Here is a 15,395-nt window from a genome sequence, read left to right on the forward strand (position 1 = left end):
GCCATGACCGCTTCGACGACCGCCGCTCCGCCGCCCCCCAACAACCTGGTGGGCCTTGCGATCCTGGGCGCCTTCGCCGCCTGCGGGGCGGCGCTGGCGACCGCCGCCGCGCCGGGCGCGCTGGGCCTGCTGACCTTCGGCTTCGTGATGAGCGGCTGGATCCTGGCGGTCATGGCCCACGAGTTCGGCCATGCGTTCGTCGCCTACCTCGCCGGCGACCACACCGTGCGCGAGAAGGGCTATCTCTCGTTCGATCCGCGCCGGTACGGCGATCTCGCGACCAGCCTCGTCATCCCGCTGATCGCCCTGGCGCTGGGGGGCATCGGCTTCCCGGGCGGCGCGGTTTGGCTGCGCCACGACCTGATGCGCAGCCCGGCCTGGCGGGCCGCCGCCTCGTTGGCCGGCCCCCTCGGCACGCTGGTCGTCCTGCTGGTGCTGGCCGGCGTCCTGGCGATGTGGGGCGGGTCAGCCTCGGGCCCGCTGTTCGCGGCGGTCGCGCTCCTCGCCTTCCTGCAGGCGACGGCGCTGATCCTGAACCTGCTGCCGATCCCGGGCCTCGACGGCTTCAACGCCGTCCGCCCGTTCCTGCCCAAGCGCTGGGATCCCGGCCTGCGGAAGGCCGAAGGCCTGGGCCTGTTGATCCTGCTGGCGGCGATCTTCCTCGTCCCCGGCTTCGGCGCCCTGCTGTTCGGGACCGCCGCCGACCTGGCCGCCGGCCTGGGCGTGCCGCGGCCGGCTATCGTCGCGGGCTTCGAGGCCTTCCAGTTCTGGCGCTAGACCAGCGAAAGCATGGGGCGGCGGGACGCATCGCGGTCCGCCTCCCGCAGTTCGGCCTGCACGATCGAGGCCAGCTCGCGGTACCGTTCGGCCATCCGCCTGAGGTGGTCGCGCGCCGCCGCGTCCGCGGTCTTCGCCGCCGCCGTCTCGGCGAGGGCGGCTTGCTTCAGGTAGTGCTCGACGCGGCGCATAGGGAACCTCGAACCTGGGAGGCGTCCTATCTGGCGCCGTCGCGTACCGGCGTCCAATCGACTTTTTTGCAGTGCAGCATAGAGCGGACTTATGGCTCCGCTTCCGGCCCGGCCGGCGTAGGTCACCTTTCGGCAAGCTTTCACGGTTCATCTGCGGCATGCTGGAACAGACGATGAACGCGATTCGACCCGTCCGCATCCTGGGGCTCGATCCGGGCCTGCGCCGCACCGGCTGGGGCGTGGTGGCGTGCGAGGGCGCGCGCCTGAGCCACGTCGCCCACGGGGTCATCGCCCCGCCGGACAAGCTGCCCTTCGCCGAGCGCCTGCTGGTGCTGCTCTCGGGGATCGAGGCGATCATCGCCGAGCACGCCCCCGACGAGGCCGCCGTCGAGGAGACCTTCGTCAACGACAACGCCCGCTCGGCCCTCAAGCTGGGCCACGCCCGCGCCATGGCCCTCGTGGCCCCCGCGCGCGCCGGCCTGCCCGTCGCCGAGTACGCCGCCACCGTGGTCAAGAAGGCGGTCGTCGGGACCGGCGGCGCCGACAAGGCGCAGGTCGGCTGGATGATCGCCCGCCTGCTGCCCGCCGCCGGCAAGACGACCGCCGACGCCGCCGACGCGCTGGCGGTCGCCATCGCCCACGCCCACGCCCGCACGGCCGCCAACCGGACATGGCGGGTCGCCTGAAGCGGCGGACAAATCACCGTGTCCGAGGTTCCCCCTCGCGCGGGCGCGCGGTACGTGAGCGGGAACGCATGCCGAACGTGATTCGCCCCTTCCAACCGCTGGAGCGCGCGCCTTGATCGGCCGCCTGCGCGGGCTCGTCGCCGAGGTCGGCGAGGAGGACGCCCTGATCGACGTGATGGGCGTAGGCTACGTCGTGCGCTGCGGATCGCGGACGCTCTCGCGCCTGCCGGCGGTGGGCGAGGAGACGGTGATCCACGTCGAGAGCGTCTTCGGCGAGCAGACGGGCGTGACCCTCTACGGCTTCCTCGGCCGCGACGAGCGCCGGGCGTTCGTGACGCTGCGCACCATCCAGGGCGTGGGGCCCAAGGCCGCGCTCGCGGTCCTCGACGTCCTCGCCCCGCCCGAGCTCGCCGCCGCCGTCGCGCGCGAGGACAAGGCCGCCGTCGCCCGCGCCAACGGGGTCGGCCCCAAGCTCGCCCAGCGGATCGTCGTCGAGCTGAAGGACAAGCCGATCTCCGACGGCCCCGTCGCCGCCTTCCACGCCCAGGCGACGACTCCCCAGCCGATCAAGGTCTCGGCCGCCGGCGAGGCGGTCGCCGCCCTGATGGGCCTGGGGATCGCCGAGCCGCAGGCCCGCCGGGTGGTCGAGAGCGCCGCCCTGCGCCTGGGTGAAGAGGCCGAACCGCCGGCGCTCATCAAGGCCGCGCTGCAGGAGCTGGGACGGTGAGCCGGATCGTTTCGGGGGAGGCCCAGCCGTTCGAGCCGGCCGACCGGGCGCTGCGGCCGCAGACGCTGTCCGAATTCGTCGGCCAGGAGCAGGCCAAGGCGAACCTCTCGGTGTTCATCGACGCCGCCCGGGGTCGGGGCGAGGCCCTGGACCATGTGCTGCTGTTCGGCCCTCCGGGCCTCGGCAAGACCACGCTCGCCCAGATCCTGGCCCGCGAGCTGGGCGTGAACTTCCGCGCCACCTCTGGGCCGGTGCTGGCCAAGGCGGGGGACCTGGCGGCCATCCTGACCAACCTCGAGCCTCGCGACGTCCTGTTCATCGACGAGATCCACCGCCTGGCCGCCAATGTGGAGGAGATCCTCTACCCGGCCATGGAGGACCACGTCCTCGACCTGGTGATCGGCGAAGGTCCCTCGGCCCGGTCGGTGCGGATCGACCTCGCCCCCTTCACCCTGGTGGCGGCCACGACCCGCGCCGGCCTGCTGGCGACGCCGCTGCGCGACCGGTTCGGCATCCCGGTGCGGCTGGAGTTCTACACCCACGACGAGCTCGCCAGGGTGCTGCTGGGCGCCGCGGCCAAGATGGGCGCGCCGCTCGATCCGTCGGGCGCGCGAGAGATCGCCGCCCGCGCTCGGGGCACGCCGCGCGTGGCCGGCCGGCTGCTGCGCCGGGTCCGCGACTTCGCCGCCGCCGACGGCGCCGAAGTGATCGACCGCAAGGCCGCCGCCGCCGCCCTGGCCCGACTGGACGTGGACGAGGTGGGCCTCGACGCCCTCGACCGCCGCTACCTGCGGGCGCTGATCGAGAACTACGCCGGCGGCCCGGCCGGGGTGGAGACCCTGGCCTATGCGATCGCCGAGGCCCGCGACGCCGTCGAGGACGTCATCGAGCCCTTCCTGCTGCAGCAGGGCTTCATCCAGCGCACGCCCCGCGGCCGCATGGCCTGCGCCAAGGCCTACGAGCACCTGGGCCTCCAGGCGCCGCGAAACCTCGGGGGAGCCGCGCCGCCCGCGGATCTGTTCGACAAATGAGCCACGAGCCCAGCGCGGGGTGGCTGGAAGGCCGCGAGCACGTCCTGCCGGTGCGGATCTACTACGAGGACACCGACTTCACCGGCGTCGTCTACCACGCCAACTACCTGCGCTATTTCGAACGGGGGCGGAGCGACTTCCTGCGCGTCTGCGGGATCGGCCACCAGGCGCTGCTGGAGCTGCCCGAGCCCGCCGCCTTCGCGGTCACCCACATGGCCATCGACTTCAAGCGCGCCGCGCGCATCGACGACGCCCTGCATGTGCGGACCACCTACGACGCCGTGAAGGGGCCGCGCCTGTTCGTCAGCCAGCGAATCCTGCGCGGGCAGGATCTGATCGCGCAGGCCAGCGTCGAAGCCGCCTGCATCGGCCTGGACGGCCGCGCCCGACGCCCGCCGCCAGGCCTGGTCGAGCGGCTGAAGCCGCTCTTCGCCGCGCCATAAGTTCGCCACCGATCCCCGCCAAGCACGCCGCAAAGAAGACGAGAAGGACCTCGATGGACCCGGCCGCCGTCACTCCCGAAAGCTTCAACATCGTCAACCTGTTCTTCCAGGCCGACTGGGTCGTGAAGCTGGTGATGATCGGCCTGGCCCTGGCCTCGCTCTGGTCGTGGACGATCATCCTCGACAAGCTGTTCCGCTTCGCCGCCCTGAACCGCGAGGCGACCCGCTTCGAGGACCAGGTCGCCTCGGGCCGCAGCCTGGAGGACGTCGCCGCCGAGGCCGGCGAGCGGCCCGCCCACGCCCTGCCCCGCATGCTGCAGGGCGCGCTGAAGGAGTGGCGTGACGCGCGCCAGAAGGGGCCGCCCACCGAGGCCCAGGTGGCCTTCCTGATCCAGCGCATCGACCGCCACCTCGATGCGGTCATCGCCCGCGAGAGCGCGCGGGTGGAGAACGGCCTGGGCGCCCTGGCGATCGTCGCCACCGCCTCGCCGTTCATCGGCCTGTTCGGCACGGTCTGGGGGATCATGAACTCCTTCCAGGCCATCGCCATCCAGAAGAACACCTCCCTGGCCGTGGTGGCCCCGGCCATCGCCGAGGCGCTGTTCGCGACCGCCATCGGCCTGGTGGCCGCCATCCCGGCCTACATCGCCTTCAACGCGTTCTCGACCTCGGCCGGCAAGTACGCCGCCCGCCTCGAGGGCTTCGCCGACGACCTGTCCACCGCCATCCAGCGGCGGCTGGCGGAGCGGGCCTGACATGGCGCTGTCGGCCAACGACGCCTTCGCCGCCGGCGGCGGGCGCCGCAACCGTCGCCGTTACGGCCGCGGCCGGCGCGGCGCGCTCTCCGAGATCAACGTCACCCCGCTGGTGGACGTGATGCTCGTGCTGCTGATCGTCTTCATGATCTCGGCGCCGCTGCTGACCGCTGGGGTGCCGGTCGAGCTGCCCAAGACCGAGGCGGGCGCGATCCAAGACCAGCCCGAGCCGCTGACCGTCTCCATCCGAGCCGACGGCTCGATCTATCTCGGCGAGGATCCCGTGCCGTTCGCCGGCCTGGCCCCCCGCATGCAGGCGCTCAGCGAGGGCCAGAGCCGGCCGGTCTACGTCCGCGCCGACCGCCATGCGACCTATGAGGTGGTGGCCCAGGTGATGGCCGCGCTGTCCACCTCGGGCTTCTCATCCATCAACCTGATCACCGACACGGGCGGCCCCTCGTCGGGCGCCGAGGAGCAGGCCGGCCCGTGAGGCGCATCGAGGTCTCGCCCGCGGCCTTCGGCTCGCTCGCGCTGCACGCGGGCGTGGCCGCCGCGCTGATGATCTCCTGGGGCGCGCGCGACCTGAAGGTGGGCGCGGTCGTGCCCGTTACCATCGTCTCGTCCGCCCCCGACCTCGACACCCGTCCCGCGCTGCAGGCTCCCGAGACCCAGGAGGCGATGGCCGAGACGCCCGTCCCGGACGCCGCGCCGACGCCCGAGCCGCCCCAGCCCCAGCCCCCGCCGGCCCCGCCGCAGCCGCAGCCCGCGCCCACGCCCAAGACGCCCGCCCCCGCAGCCAAGGCGCCCGCCCCCAAGGCCGCGCGACCGACGCCGAAGACCAAGGAGTCCAGCGAGGATTTCTTCGCGAGCCTCGAAAGCTCGCTGGCCAAGAGCCGCCCCTCGCCCGCCGCCAAAGGGCCCTCCCGCGCCGAGACCGCGCCCGACGCCCGCAACACCGCCGGCCGGGGTCTCGCGGCCGGCGCGGACATGCAGGGCCTCGTCCAGGAGCTGCAGCGCCGCTGGAATCCCAACTGCACGGTGGAGGGCGGCCGGGACGTGATCGTCCGGGTCGTGTTCAACATCGGCTCGGGCGGCCAGCTCGTCGGCCAGGTCACGTCCCAGATCACCGGCGGCCCCCGCGACGCCGTGGGCCAGGCCGCCGCCGAGCGGGCCGAGCGCGCCGTCTACGCCGCCTCGCCCTTCCGCGGCCTCTCGCGCGACTACTATGGTCAGCGCATCGCTGTGAACTTCAACGCCCGGGAGGCCTGCGCCGACCGATGACCGAACCGATCCGGAGCCTTTGCATGCGGCTGAAGCCCTTGATGCTCGCCCTCGCCTGCCTGTTCGCCGCGGGCCTCACCGTCCAGCCCGCCCGGGCCGAGATCGAGGTCAACGTCAACCGCGGCGACGTCCAGCCGCTGCCGATCGCCGTGCCGGCCTTCGGCGGCCAGCAGGGCGCCGACATCGCCCAGGTGATCAGCGCCAACCTCCAGCGCTCGGGACTCTTCCAGCCGCTGGACCCGGCGGCGTTCATCGAGCGCGACGTCAACATCGCCGTCCAGCCGCGCTTCGCCGACTGGAAGCAGATCAACGCCCAGGCCCTGGTGAACGGGCAGGTGACCGTCGAGGGCGGCCGGCTGCGCGTCGACTTCCGCCTGTGGGACGTTTTCGCCGAGCAGCAGCTGCTCGGCCTGCAGTTCACCTCCAGCCCCGAGAACTGGCGCCGCGTCGCGCACAAGATCTCGGACGCCGTCTACGAGCGGCTGACCGGCGAGAAGGGCTACTTCGACACCCGCGTGGTGTTCGTCGCCGAGAGCGGCCCCCGCGGCAAGCGCGTCAAGCGCCTGGCGATCATGGACCAGGACGGGGCCAACCCCAGCTACCTGACCGACGGCTCGTACATCGTCATGACCCCCCGTTTCTCCTCGAACAGCCAGGAGATCACCTACATGTCGCTGCGGCCCGACGGCTCGTCCATCTGGCTGTTCAACCTCGAGACCGGCCGCCGCGAGAGCCTCGGCAACTTCCAGGGCATGGTCTTCGCCCCGCGCTTCTCGCCCGATGGCGGCCGGGTGGCGTTCTCGGTCGAGCGCGGCGGCAACAGCGACATCTATGTGATGAGCCTTTCCAGCCGCTCCAGCACGCGGCTGACGTCGGATCCGTCGATCGACACCTCGCCGTCGTTCTCGCCGGACGGCCAGAGGATCGTGTTCAACTCGGACCGGTCGGGCTCGGCGCAGCTCTACGTCATGGGCGCCGACGGCTCGAACCCGCGGCGGATCTCCTTCGGCCAGGGCCGCTACACCACCCCGGTCTGGAGCCCGACAGGCGAGTTCATCGCCTTCACCAAGCAGACGGGCGGGCAGTTCCACATCGGCGTCATGCGCGCCGACGGCTCGGACGAGCGGCTGCTCACCTCCAGCTATCTAGACGAGGGCCCGACCTGGGCGCCGAACGGCCGCGTGCTCATGTTCTCGCGCGAAACGCCCGGCGGCGCGCCGCGGCTGTGGAGCGTAGACGTGACCGGGCGCGTTCTACAGCCTATGCCGTATCCGGGATCGGGCTCGGACCCGGCATGGTCGCCGCTCCTTAACTAGCTTGCGCCCAGATTCCGCCCGATAGACCCTGACGATGGAATTCCATCCGAGACACGAGGAGACCCAGATGTTGCGAAGCGTGAACACGGGCGCGGCCCTGCGTCTGGCCCTGGTGGCCGCGGCGGCGACTTCGCTGGCCGCGTGCGCCAGCCGGCCCAAGCCGCAGTACGAGACCGCCCCGCCCACCACGCCGCCGCCGGCGGACCAGGGCGCCCCGACGCAGCCCCCGGTCGCGCAGCAGCCGCTGGCCCCCGTGCCGGGCTCGGCCCAGGACTTCGTCGTCAACGTCGGCGACCGGGTCTACTTCGACCTCGACCAGCACGACGTGCGCACCGACGCGCGGCCGCTCCTCGACGCCCAGGCCGAATGGCTGCGCCGCTATCCCCAGGTGCGCGTGCGCATCGAGGGCAACGCCGACGAGCGCGGCACCCGCGAATACAACCTGGCCCTCGGCGCGCGCCGGGCGAACTCGGTGCGCGACTACCTCGTGAACCGCGGCGTCACCTCGGACCGGATCTCGACCATCTCCTTCGGCAAGGAGCAGCCCCTCGATCCGGGCACGACCGAGGAGGCCTATCAGAAGAACCGGAACGCCCGCACGGCCATCGTGAGCGGCGCCCGCCAGTAACCGCATGAGTCAGATGACGCGCAGCCGCTTCGTCCTTCCCGCCCTGGCGTTCGCCGTCCTTGCGACGGCGGCGCCGGCCACGGCCCAGACGCCCTTCCCGGCGACCCCGGCCGAGGATCCGCTCGACTCGCGCGACGCCCGCCGGGTGGAGCGGATGGAGAAGGTCGTCCGCGAGCTGCGCGCCATCGTCTTCCAGATGCGCGACACCGGAAAGCCGGTGGTGGTCCAGCCCTCCGACGCCGACGCCCGGATGGCCGAGCTGGCCGCGCGCATCGACGACCTCGAGCGGACCCTCCAGCGCATCAACGGCTCGCTGGAGACCGCCACCTTCGAGCTGCAGCAGACCAAACGCGAGAACGCCGCCCTGAAGACCCAGGTCGACGAGCTCACCCAACGCCTGACGGTGGTCGAGCCGCCGCCCCCGCCGCCCAGCGAGGACGCCGGCGCTGCGCCGGCGCCCGCCGCCGACCCCACCGAGGCCTTCACCCGGGCCCGCCAGCTGATGCTCGCCGGCGACTACGACGGCGCCGAGGACGCCTTCGCCGCCTTCGTCGAGACCTGGCCCGACGGCCAGCGCACGCCCGAGGCCCGCTACTGGTGGGGCAAGACGCTGTCGGTGCGCGGGGCCCACAACGACGCCGCCACCGCCTACATCGGCGCGATCCGCGGCTGGCCGCAGACCAGCTGGGCGCCCGACGCCGTCGTCGAGCTCGCCCGCTCGCTGGTGGCGCTGAAGAAGCCGCAGGACGCCTGCCGAACCCTGGCCGAGCTGCCCAAGCGCTATCCCAAGGCTCCGGCGAACATCACCAGCCGGGCGGCCGCCACCCGCACCCAGGCGAAGTGCGCGGCCTGACCGACCGGGCCGAAGCGCTCCTCGACCGCCATCTCCTGAAGGGCAGTCGCCGGCCCCTCGCGGTCGCCGTCTCGGGCGGCGGCGACTCCGTCGCGCTCGCGCTGATCGCCGAGGGCTGGGCCCGGCGGTCGCGCCGCGACCTCCTGCTGCTCACGCTCGACCATGGGCTCAATCCCGACAGCGCGGCCTGGACGGGGCGCTGCGAGGCGTTGGCGCAGCGGCTGGGCCGCCCGTTCCGCGCGCTCGCATGGACGGGGCCGAAGCCGGCCTCGGGCCTGCCAGCCGCCGCCCGCGCCGCCCGGCATCGCCTGCTCGCGGAGGCCGCGCGCGAGGCCGGCGCCCGCGTGATTCTGATGGGCCACACCGCCGACGACGTGGCCGAGGCGCAGGTCATGCGCGCCGCCGGCGCCACCACGCCCGAGCCCCGCGTCTGGGCCCCCTCCCCCGCCTGGCCCGAGGGGCGCGGGGTCTTCGTCCTGCGCCCGCTGCTGGACGTGCGGCGGGCCGAGCTGCGCGACTGGCTCTCGGCCCGCGGCGAGACCTGGATCGAGGACCCCGCCAACGCCGATCCGCGGTTCGCCCGCGCCCGCGCGCGGCGCGCCTTGCCCGCGGACACCCCGCTCGAGCGGCAAGAGCCGGCGCCCGCCGCCATTCCGTTCGAGGAACGGCTCGGCGTGCTCGACGTCGCCCGCGCCGCGTTCCGCGCATCGCCGGCCGGACTGGCGGAACGCTGGCTCGCCATGGCCTGCGTCTGCGCGGGCGGCGGATCGCGACGGCCGCCGGGCGTCCGAGCGGCCCGCCTCTCGGCCGCCCTGCGGGGTGACGGGCCGGTGCTCGCCACCCTGGCCGGCGGGCGCATCGAGGCGGACACGACGGCTATCCGCATCTTCCGCGAGGCCGGCGAGGCGGCCCGCGGCGGGCTCGCAGCCCTGTCCCTGCCCAGGAGCCAGGCGGTGGTCTGGGATGGGCGGTTCGAACTCCTCGCCCCCCGGCCGGGTCTTGAGGTCCGCCGGCTCGCCGGCCTTGCGAGCCGCCTGCCCGACGCCGAGCGGCGGCGGCTGCAGGCGGTCCCCGCCGCCGCCCGCGGCGCCCTGCCGACCATCCTCGACGGCGAGCGCGTGAGCTGCCCGCTGCTGTCGGATACGCCGGCGGTCCAGGTCCGCGGCCTCGTCGCCGACCGCCTCCGCGCCGCCGCGGGCCTCGTCACCCGCGAGCCGGACTAGCCGACAGCACGTGCTCCACGCCGCGGACAATGGCGCCGGCGTGGCGCGGTCCCAGCAGGTTGGCGTGGGTCGACCCCGCCACATGGTCGATGTGTCCGAAGCGCGAGCGCCGGGCGGGCGCCTCCTGCAGGGCCCGCAGGCCGCCGCGGAGCTGCGCCGCCCCGGCCGTCACTACGGCCACGGGCAGGTCGTCGGGCAGTTCGGCGGCCGCCGCCAGGGCCGAGGTCGCCGGCCACTGCAGCACCTCGGCCGCCGCCCACCTCGCGTGGACCGGCGAGGCGTGGATCCTGCGCTTCTCGGGCTTGGCCTCGCCGGTGAGGCCGATCAGGTTGCCGGTGAGGAACGAGACGGGGACCATCAGCCCCGCCCGTCCGGCGACGCTGGCCAGCCGCAGGAGTTGACCGAAGCCCGCGATCGCCAGGGGCGCGCCGGGCAGTCCGAGGGCGTCGGGCGTCACCGCGTCCACCAGCACCAGGCCGCGCACGCGGCCGGGATGGGCCAGGGCGAAGAGCCGCGACGAGAGCCCGCCCATCGAATGGCCGGCGAGGACCAGGGGGCCGTCCTCGCCCAGGGCCTGCAGCAGGGCGGCGAGATCGGCGTTGGCGGCGCGGCCGTCGCGGACGCCCGGACCCGGATCGGAGAGCCCCATGCCGGCCCGGTCGTAGGCGAGGCTGCGAAGGCCCCTGGCCGTCAGCTTCTCCTGCACCACGGCCCAGTCGGCGGCGCAGCCGAACGCGCCGTGCTCGCAGACGACGAGCGGGGCGGGCGCCGGCGGCCCGGCGCGAACGCACCGCAGGCGGCGTCCGCCGATGTCGACCAGGGTCCCCCTCATGGCCCCATCTAGGCGGCTCGAAGGGTCGGCGTCGAGCAGGCCTAGGAGCTGACCTGGCCGCGCGGGCGGCCGTCCTCGCCCAGCGGGAGCACCTTCAGCCCCTCGAACCGCTCAACCGCCGCGGCGTCCTTGGCGGCGCCGTCGTCGAGGGCGGAGGGCGCCGGCGCGTCCTGGACCGCGAGCTGGGTCGCCTTCTGCGCCTTCCTGTCGGCCTCGCGCTCCAGCTTCGCCTCCATGAGGGCGCGCTTGTGCCTGGGGATGAACGAGACCTGCGCGACGCGCACCTTGCGGGGGAAGCGCTGGGCCTGGCGCAGGGGCAGGTCGTCGGCCTCGGCGAACGTGCGCCCGAGGAACAGGGTGGGGTTGAGCGGCCGGTCGCGGCGGTCGCGGATCTCGAAATGCAGGTGCGGCCCGGTGGAGGTCCCGGACGAGCCGACGCCGCCCAGCGTGGCGCCGGCCTTGACGGCCAGGCCGGGGCGCACGTGGCGAGCCACATGGCCGAGGTGCGCGTAGAAGGTGGTCAGCCCCTCGGCGTGACGCACGGCGACATAGCGGCCATAGGACCCGTTCCGTCCCGCTTCGGTGACCACGCCGTCCGCGGCCACCCGCACGGGCTCGCCCGGCCGCCCCGATATATCCACGCCTGCGTGCAACCGCCCGCCCTCCTCCCAGGGGAGCTGGCGCAGGCCGAACGGCGAGACGATCTGCCGGCCCGGGACAGGGTCCGCGAAGGCGATCAGCACCGGCGGCGTCTCGGGCGCGGGCGCCTCGGTGAGCACGATCTTCTCCACCGTGGGAACCGGCGCCGGAGGGGGACTGTCCGGCAGGGCCGCATGGGCCAGGGTGATCGCCCCCAGCGCCGCCGCGCCGCCAAGCGCCGCGTCCAGGAGCCAGTGCCGCACACGCCCGTCCTGGGCCACGCTCAGGTCCGTCAAGGCTGCAACTCCACCAATAGCCGAGCTTTCCGGGCGCCGCTCACGTCGAACGGCCAAGCTTCGGCAGAACCCAACAGCAAGGGGGTGGTTAACTGGCGGGCCTTCTAGGCAAAAAGTAGGCATGCCGCAAACCGTTGTTCTGCGGTCATGGCCGAGGCCGGGTCAGACGGGCGCCGAATGCTGGAACCCGTCCATCAAACTACTTTCCGAAAGCCGCCCTCTCCCGCCGGGACGGGAGAGGAAGCGTCGCCTCAGAACTGGAAGCGGACCGTGGCGCGAATATCGTACTCGCGATACTTGTCCTCGAACGTCCCACCGGCGTCGAGCGCGTAGACGGCCTTGGGCGAGCCGCCCCGCAGGCCGAGGCGAGCCACGATCCCGCCGTCGAACACCTGCTCGGCGTCGAGGGTGAAGGGATTTCCGTCGCCGAAGCGCGCCGTCGTCTCGCCGGGATTCCCGGCCAGCCGCTGGCGCCAGCCGACCTTCAGCTCGGGCGCCCAGTAGAACTCCTCGCCGAAGCGCCAGCCGACGGCGAGCGCGGCCTGGCCGGTGAGCAGGTCGCCCTTGCGGTCCTCGACGGTCAGGTCGAACCCGGCCCCGCCGCCGCTTTCGGTGTAGCCGTCCTCGCTGAGCCGCAGGTAGTCCAGGGCCAGTTCGGGCCGGGCGTAGAACGCACCCACGTCCAGGGTGTAGGACACGGCGGCGTGGGCGTCGGCGATCCAGCCCGTCCAGTCGGACTCCGCGCGCAGCTCGAGACCGGAGCCGACCAGCCGCCGGTCGCCGTCGAACCAGACATAGCCCACGCCGGCCCGCGCGCTGGCCTGCAGGGCGCCGGCGCTGTAGCGCCAGTAGCCGCCGCCGTTCAGCACGTTCATCGACACCTGCTCGCCGGCCGCAGCTCCCCGGTCGCGGTATTCGGTGGCGACGAAGGCGGCGGACAGGCCCAGGGCGTTGGCGTCGCCGAGCAGGTCCACCCCGCCGGCCAGGCCGAAGCCCTGCGACTTGAAGCCGAGCGCATCCTCGCGTCCGCGGCGGATCTCGAACAGGATCTCCTGCGCCCAGATCCCCGTGCCCGACTCCCGGTCGATCGTCATCGGCTGGGCCGTGGCCGCCGAGATGGCCGAGGAAATGGCGGCCGCCGACATGATGGCCCCGCCCGAGTGGTCGGGCAGCATCTGGTCGTAGAGGCCGAAGAAGCCGTCCTCGGTGGTCTGGGCCAGGAACGCCTGCTCGAGCGCCTCGCTGGTGTCGAGGTTATCGAACACCGCCGTGTAGGCCTGGGCGCCCGACCGGTTCATGCCCAGCTCGGCGGCGGTCTTGGGCTGGATGTCGACGTAGAGCGAGCCCGTCGAGATGTCGGCCCGCAACGCCGACTTGTAGAGGTAGGGCGCCCCCGAGATCGTGGCCGCCGCGTCGGCGACGCTGAGCTGGTCGGCGCGGACCACCTCGTACGAGTGCGAGCCGCGCAGCAGCGACCTGAGCTCGACGTCCAGCTGCGAGCCCGAGGCGAAGGTCGCCTGGCCCGCCACCCTGAAGCGCGTGGCCTCGTCGGCCGCGGGGTCGATCGTCACCGCGAGGACCGCCTTCTGGCCCAGGTGGAGGGCGTTGACGTTCACGGTGTCGGTGTTGGTGACGGTGAGCCGGCCCTCGCCCATGTTGACGGTCAGGCGGCCGTCGGAGTCCGACAGGCGGCCCGCGACCTGGGCGCCGCCGTCGATAACGAGCTCGTCCTGGCCCGCGCCGAAGCTGAGGTCGCCGGTGACGGTCCCGGCGCGCACCGTCAGCACGTCCCGGCCCGAGCCGAACAGCACGTCGCCGATGATCTGGGGCTTGTCGTCCGAACCGACCTTCGCCTGGGTCAGGGCGACGCCGTTGGCGTTGGCCCGCAGGTCCAGCGCGACGCCGCGCGCCGTCGCCGTCTCTCCGCTCTTCGGCGTGACCGAGCCGCGGATGACGCCCGAGTTGTCGATGATGTTCAGCGTGCCCGACAGGTCGACGATCGCCCGGCCCTCGTGCGCCCCGCCGATCTGGTCGCCGGCGATCGTGCCGGTGTTGCGCAGCGTGTTGACCACGGCGCCCGGGTTGAGCAGCAGGCCGGTCGCCTCGGCGCCGTAGGCCTTGGCGCTGATCACCGCCTTGTCGTTGTAGATCCCGCCCTGGATGGTGGTCGTTCCGCCGCCGGTCTGGCCGATCCGCACGGCGGTGGCCGAAACGGCGTCGTTGACCCCGTCCGAGGTGATCTGGCCGCGGTTGACGATCCCGAAAGCCCGGTCGCCCGTCCCGACGAGGCCGAAGGTCGTCGCCTGGGCGCCGCCGATGTCCAGCGCGGGCGACGAGCCCGACGAGGCGAGCTGGGCCGTCGCCTCCAGCGTGTCGTCGACGCCGTCGTCGTCCTCGTCCTTGTCGTCGGCGTTGCTCTCCGTCGGCGGCCGGTCCAGCAGCAGACCCTTGCCCACATTGCCCGTGAGGCGCACGGCGGCCCCGCCCTGGAGCAGGTCATCGGCGTCGAGCTTGGCCCGGGTGGCGTCGTCGGCGCGCTGGGTGGAGCGGTAGCCGGTGGCCGTGATCCCATTCTGCAGCACCACCGCGCCGTCCACGTCGCCCAGTTGGACGCCGACCGAGCCCTGGCCGCGCACCGCCACCGCGCCGGTGATCCGCACGTCGCCCGAGACCGAGTCGGCCCGGACCCCGACCGAACGGTCGCCGACGACGCCGACCGAAGCCGCATTGGTCAGCGAACCCTGCAGCCGCGTCTCCAGCGAGACGCCGCCGGAATCGTTCCCCTCGACGTTGATCGCGCCCTCATTGCGCACGTCGCCCGTGAAGGCCCCGGGCCCCGTCGCGCGGACGCCGAAGCGGTTGGCGCCCTGAGCCAGCGGCCCGTCGAGGTCGCCGTCCTTGTCGGCGTCCTCGGCGGTGTAGTCCTCGACGATGTCGATGGTCCCGGAGTTGGTGAACGCCCCGGAGGCCCCGCCGACGAGCAGTACGCCTGTGGCGTTGCTGACGCCGGTGAAGCCGATGGCGCCCGAGTTCTTCACTGCATGGGCGGAGTCCATCGTCACCGCCGCGCCCGCGGCGGTCGGCTTGATCGACCCGTTGGCCTCGATGAGGATCGAATCCGGCTGACCGCCCGACACGGTGGAGGTGCGGACAGGGGTCGTCGTGGCGGTGGATATCTTGGTCTCGGCGTGGGCGCCGGCGGCGTGCAGGAGCGGCAGCACGGCCGCGGAGACGAACAGACGCTTCATCACTACCCCGTTTTCCGAGATGCTGGGCGGACCCGCTGGTCAGCAGGGCCATATTGTGTATTAGTGAGTTTCGAAAAAACTGTAGTAGTCCGCTCCCGCGACTCCCGCAAGAGGCGTGGGAGGGCCTTAAGGGACCCCCCGATGCCCAGACCCGCGACCGACCCGGCCAAGGCCGCCCAGATCAAGGCGCTCCGCCAGCAGGCGGGACGCTGGCTCAAGGCGGCGCGGGAGGCGGCGGGGATGACCCAGGCCGAACTGGCGGAAAAGGTGGGGCTGCGCTACTACACCTTCGTCTCGCAGGTGGAGAGCGGCCTCGGCCGGCTGCCGATCGAGACCCAGGCGGCGTGGGCCACGGCGCTGGGGCTGGACCCCGGCGAGTTCGCCCGCACGCTCCTGCGCTATTACGAACCCGAGCTCTTCCGGCTTCTGTTCGAGACCGACTCCGCCCAGGGCCGCGCGACGGCCTGAA

Annotated in this window: 17 protein-coding genes; 13 read left to right on the forward strand and 4 right to left on the reverse strand. The window is 73.1% G+C overall.

Translation table 11 applies throughout. The features are described from left to right. Window positions 1–3: 3 nt before the first annotated feature. Window positions 4–777, forward strand: coding sequence for a site-2 protease family protein (locus PHZ_RS17110; RefSeq protein WP_148216902.1), 774 nt, complete (start codon window positions 4–6; stop codon window positions 775–777). Here the strand turns inward: PHZ_RS17110 and PHZ_RS17115 are convergent. After that, window positions 774–968 carry a hypothetical protein gene (locus tag PHZ_RS17115; protein ID WP_041373659.1) on the reverse strand — a complete coding sequence of 65 codons (195 nt, stop codon included), beginning with the start codon at window positions 966–968 and terminating at the stop codon, window positions 774–776. The genes PHZ_RS17110 and PHZ_RS17115 overlap by 4 nt on opposite strands. 158 nt (window positions 969–1,126) lie before the next feature. Between PHZ_RS17115 and ruvC the strand changes: the two genes are divergently transcribed. From ruvC to tilS, 11 genes are all read left to right on the forward strand, one after another. After that, window positions 1,127–1,654, forward strand: a complete 528-nt coding sequence (gene ruvC, locus PHZ_RS17120) for a crossover junction endodeoxyribonuclease RuvC (protein WP_148216903.1) — start codon at window positions 1,127–1,129, stop codon at window positions 1,652–1,654. A 112-nt stretch (window positions 1,655–1,766) separates the two neighbouring features. Next, window positions 1,767–2,381, forward strand: coding sequence for a Holliday junction branch migration protein RuvA (ruvA, locus tag PHZ_RS17125; protein WP_012523633.1), 615 nt, complete (start codon window positions 1,767–1,769; stop codon window positions 2,379–2,381). After that, window positions 2,378–3,412 (forward strand): Holliday junction branch migration DNA helicase RuvB, encoded by a 1,035-nt coding sequence (gene ruvB, locus PHZ_RS17130; RefSeq protein WP_012523634.1) that lies wholly within the window; start codon window positions 2,378–2,380, stop codon window positions 3,410–3,412. The genes ruvA and ruvB overlap by 4 nt, the downstream gene beginning before the upstream one ends. Continuing rightward, window positions 3,409–3,855 (forward strand): YbgC/FadM family acyl-CoA thioesterase, encoded by a 447-nt coding sequence (locus PHZ_RS17135; RefSeq protein ID WP_041373660.1) that lies wholly within the window; start codon window positions 3,409–3,411, stop codon window positions 3,853–3,855. Before ruvB ends, PHZ_RS17135 begins: the two co-directional genes overlap by 4 nt. Window positions 3,856–3,908: 53 nt before the next feature. Continuing rightward, a complete protein-coding gene (tolQ, locus tag PHZ_RS17140; RefSeq protein ID WP_041373661.1) occupies window positions 3,909–4,610 on the forward strand; it encodes a protein TolQ in 702 nt (233 codons plus the stop codon). A 1-nt stretch (window position 4,611) separates the two neighbouring features. Beyond that, entirely contained in the window at window positions 4,612–5,100 is a 489-nt protein-coding gene (locus PHZ_RS17145; protein ID WP_012523637.1) for an ExbD/TolR family protein, read from the forward strand. Next, a complete protein-coding gene (locus PHZ_RS17150) occupies window positions 5,097–5,891 on the forward strand; it encodes a hypothetical protein (RefSeq protein WP_012523638.1) in 795 nt (264 codons plus the stop codon). The genes PHZ_RS17145 and PHZ_RS17150 overlap by 4 nt, the downstream gene beginning before the upstream one ends. A 23-nt stretch (window positions 5,892–5,914) precedes the next feature. After that, window positions 5,915–7,207 (forward strand): Tol-Pal system beta propeller repeat protein TolB, encoded by a 1,293-nt coding sequence (tolB, locus tag PHZ_RS17155; protein WP_012523639.1) that lies wholly within the window; start codon window positions 5,915–5,917, stop codon window positions 7,205–7,207. A 67-nt stretch (window positions 7,208–7,274) separates the two neighbouring features. Next, window positions 7,275–7,835, forward strand: a complete 561-nt coding sequence (gene pal / locus PHZ_RS17160; RefSeq protein WP_012523640.1) for a peptidoglycan-associated lipoprotein Pal — start codon at window positions 7,275–7,277, stop codon at window positions 7,833–7,835. A gap of 4 nt (window positions 7,836–7,839) precedes the next feature. Beyond that, window positions 7,840–8,688, forward strand: coding sequence for a tol-pal system protein YbgF (gene ybgF / locus PHZ_RS17165; protein ID WP_012523641.1), 849 nt, complete (start codon window positions 7,840–7,842; stop codon window positions 8,686–8,688). Then, on the forward strand, window positions 8,685–9,911 hold the full coding sequence (tilS, locus tag PHZ_RS17170; protein WP_041374366.1) for a tRNA lysidine(34) synthetase TilS: 1,227 nt from the start codon (window positions 8,685–8,687) through the stop codon (window positions 9,909–9,911). Before ybgF ends, tilS begins: the two co-directional genes overlap by 4 nt. Here tilS and PHZ_RS17175 read toward each other — a convergent pair. The 3 genes from PHZ_RS17175 to PHZ_RS17185 all read right to left on the reverse strand — a co-directional run bounded on the left by PHZ_RS17175 (window position 9,892) and on the right by PHZ_RS17185 (window position 14,926). Next, entirely contained in the window at window positions 9,892–10,743 is an 852-nt protein-coding gene (locus tag PHZ_RS17175) for an alpha/beta hydrolase (protein WP_012523643.1), read from the reverse strand. The two genes, tilS and PHZ_RS17175, sit on opposite strands and share 20 nt — an antisense overlap. 41 nt (window positions 10,744–10,784) lie before the next feature. Next, on the reverse strand, window positions 10,785–11,678 hold the full coding sequence (locus PHZ_RS22260; RefSeq protein ID WP_012523644.1) for a M23 family metallopeptidase: 894 nt from the start codon (window positions 11,676–11,678) through the stop codon (window positions 10,785–10,787). Window positions 11,679–11,929: 251 nt separating this feature from the next. Next, window positions 11,930–14,926: an autotransporter outer membrane beta-barrel domain-containing protein gene (locus tag PHZ_RS17185; protein ID WP_012523645.1), complete on the reverse strand. Its 2,997-nt coding sequence runs from the start codon at window positions 14,924–14,926 to the stop codon at window positions 11,930–11,932. A gap of 141 nt (window positions 14,927–15,067) precedes the next feature. On the opposite strand from PHZ_RS17185, the gene PHZ_RS17190 reads away from it, so the two are divergent. Further along, window positions 15,068–15,394, forward strand: coding sequence for a helix-turn-helix domain-containing protein (locus PHZ_RS17190; RefSeq protein WP_012523646.1), 327 nt, complete (start codon window positions 15,068–15,070; stop codon window positions 15,392–15,394). The last annotated feature ends 1 nt before the right edge of the window (window position 15,395 follow it).

This window comes from Phenylobacterium zucineum HLK1, assembly GCF_000017265.1.
Lineage (GTDB): Bacteria > Pseudomonadota > Alphaproteobacteria > Caulobacterales > Caulobacteraceae > Phenylobacterium > Phenylobacterium zucineum.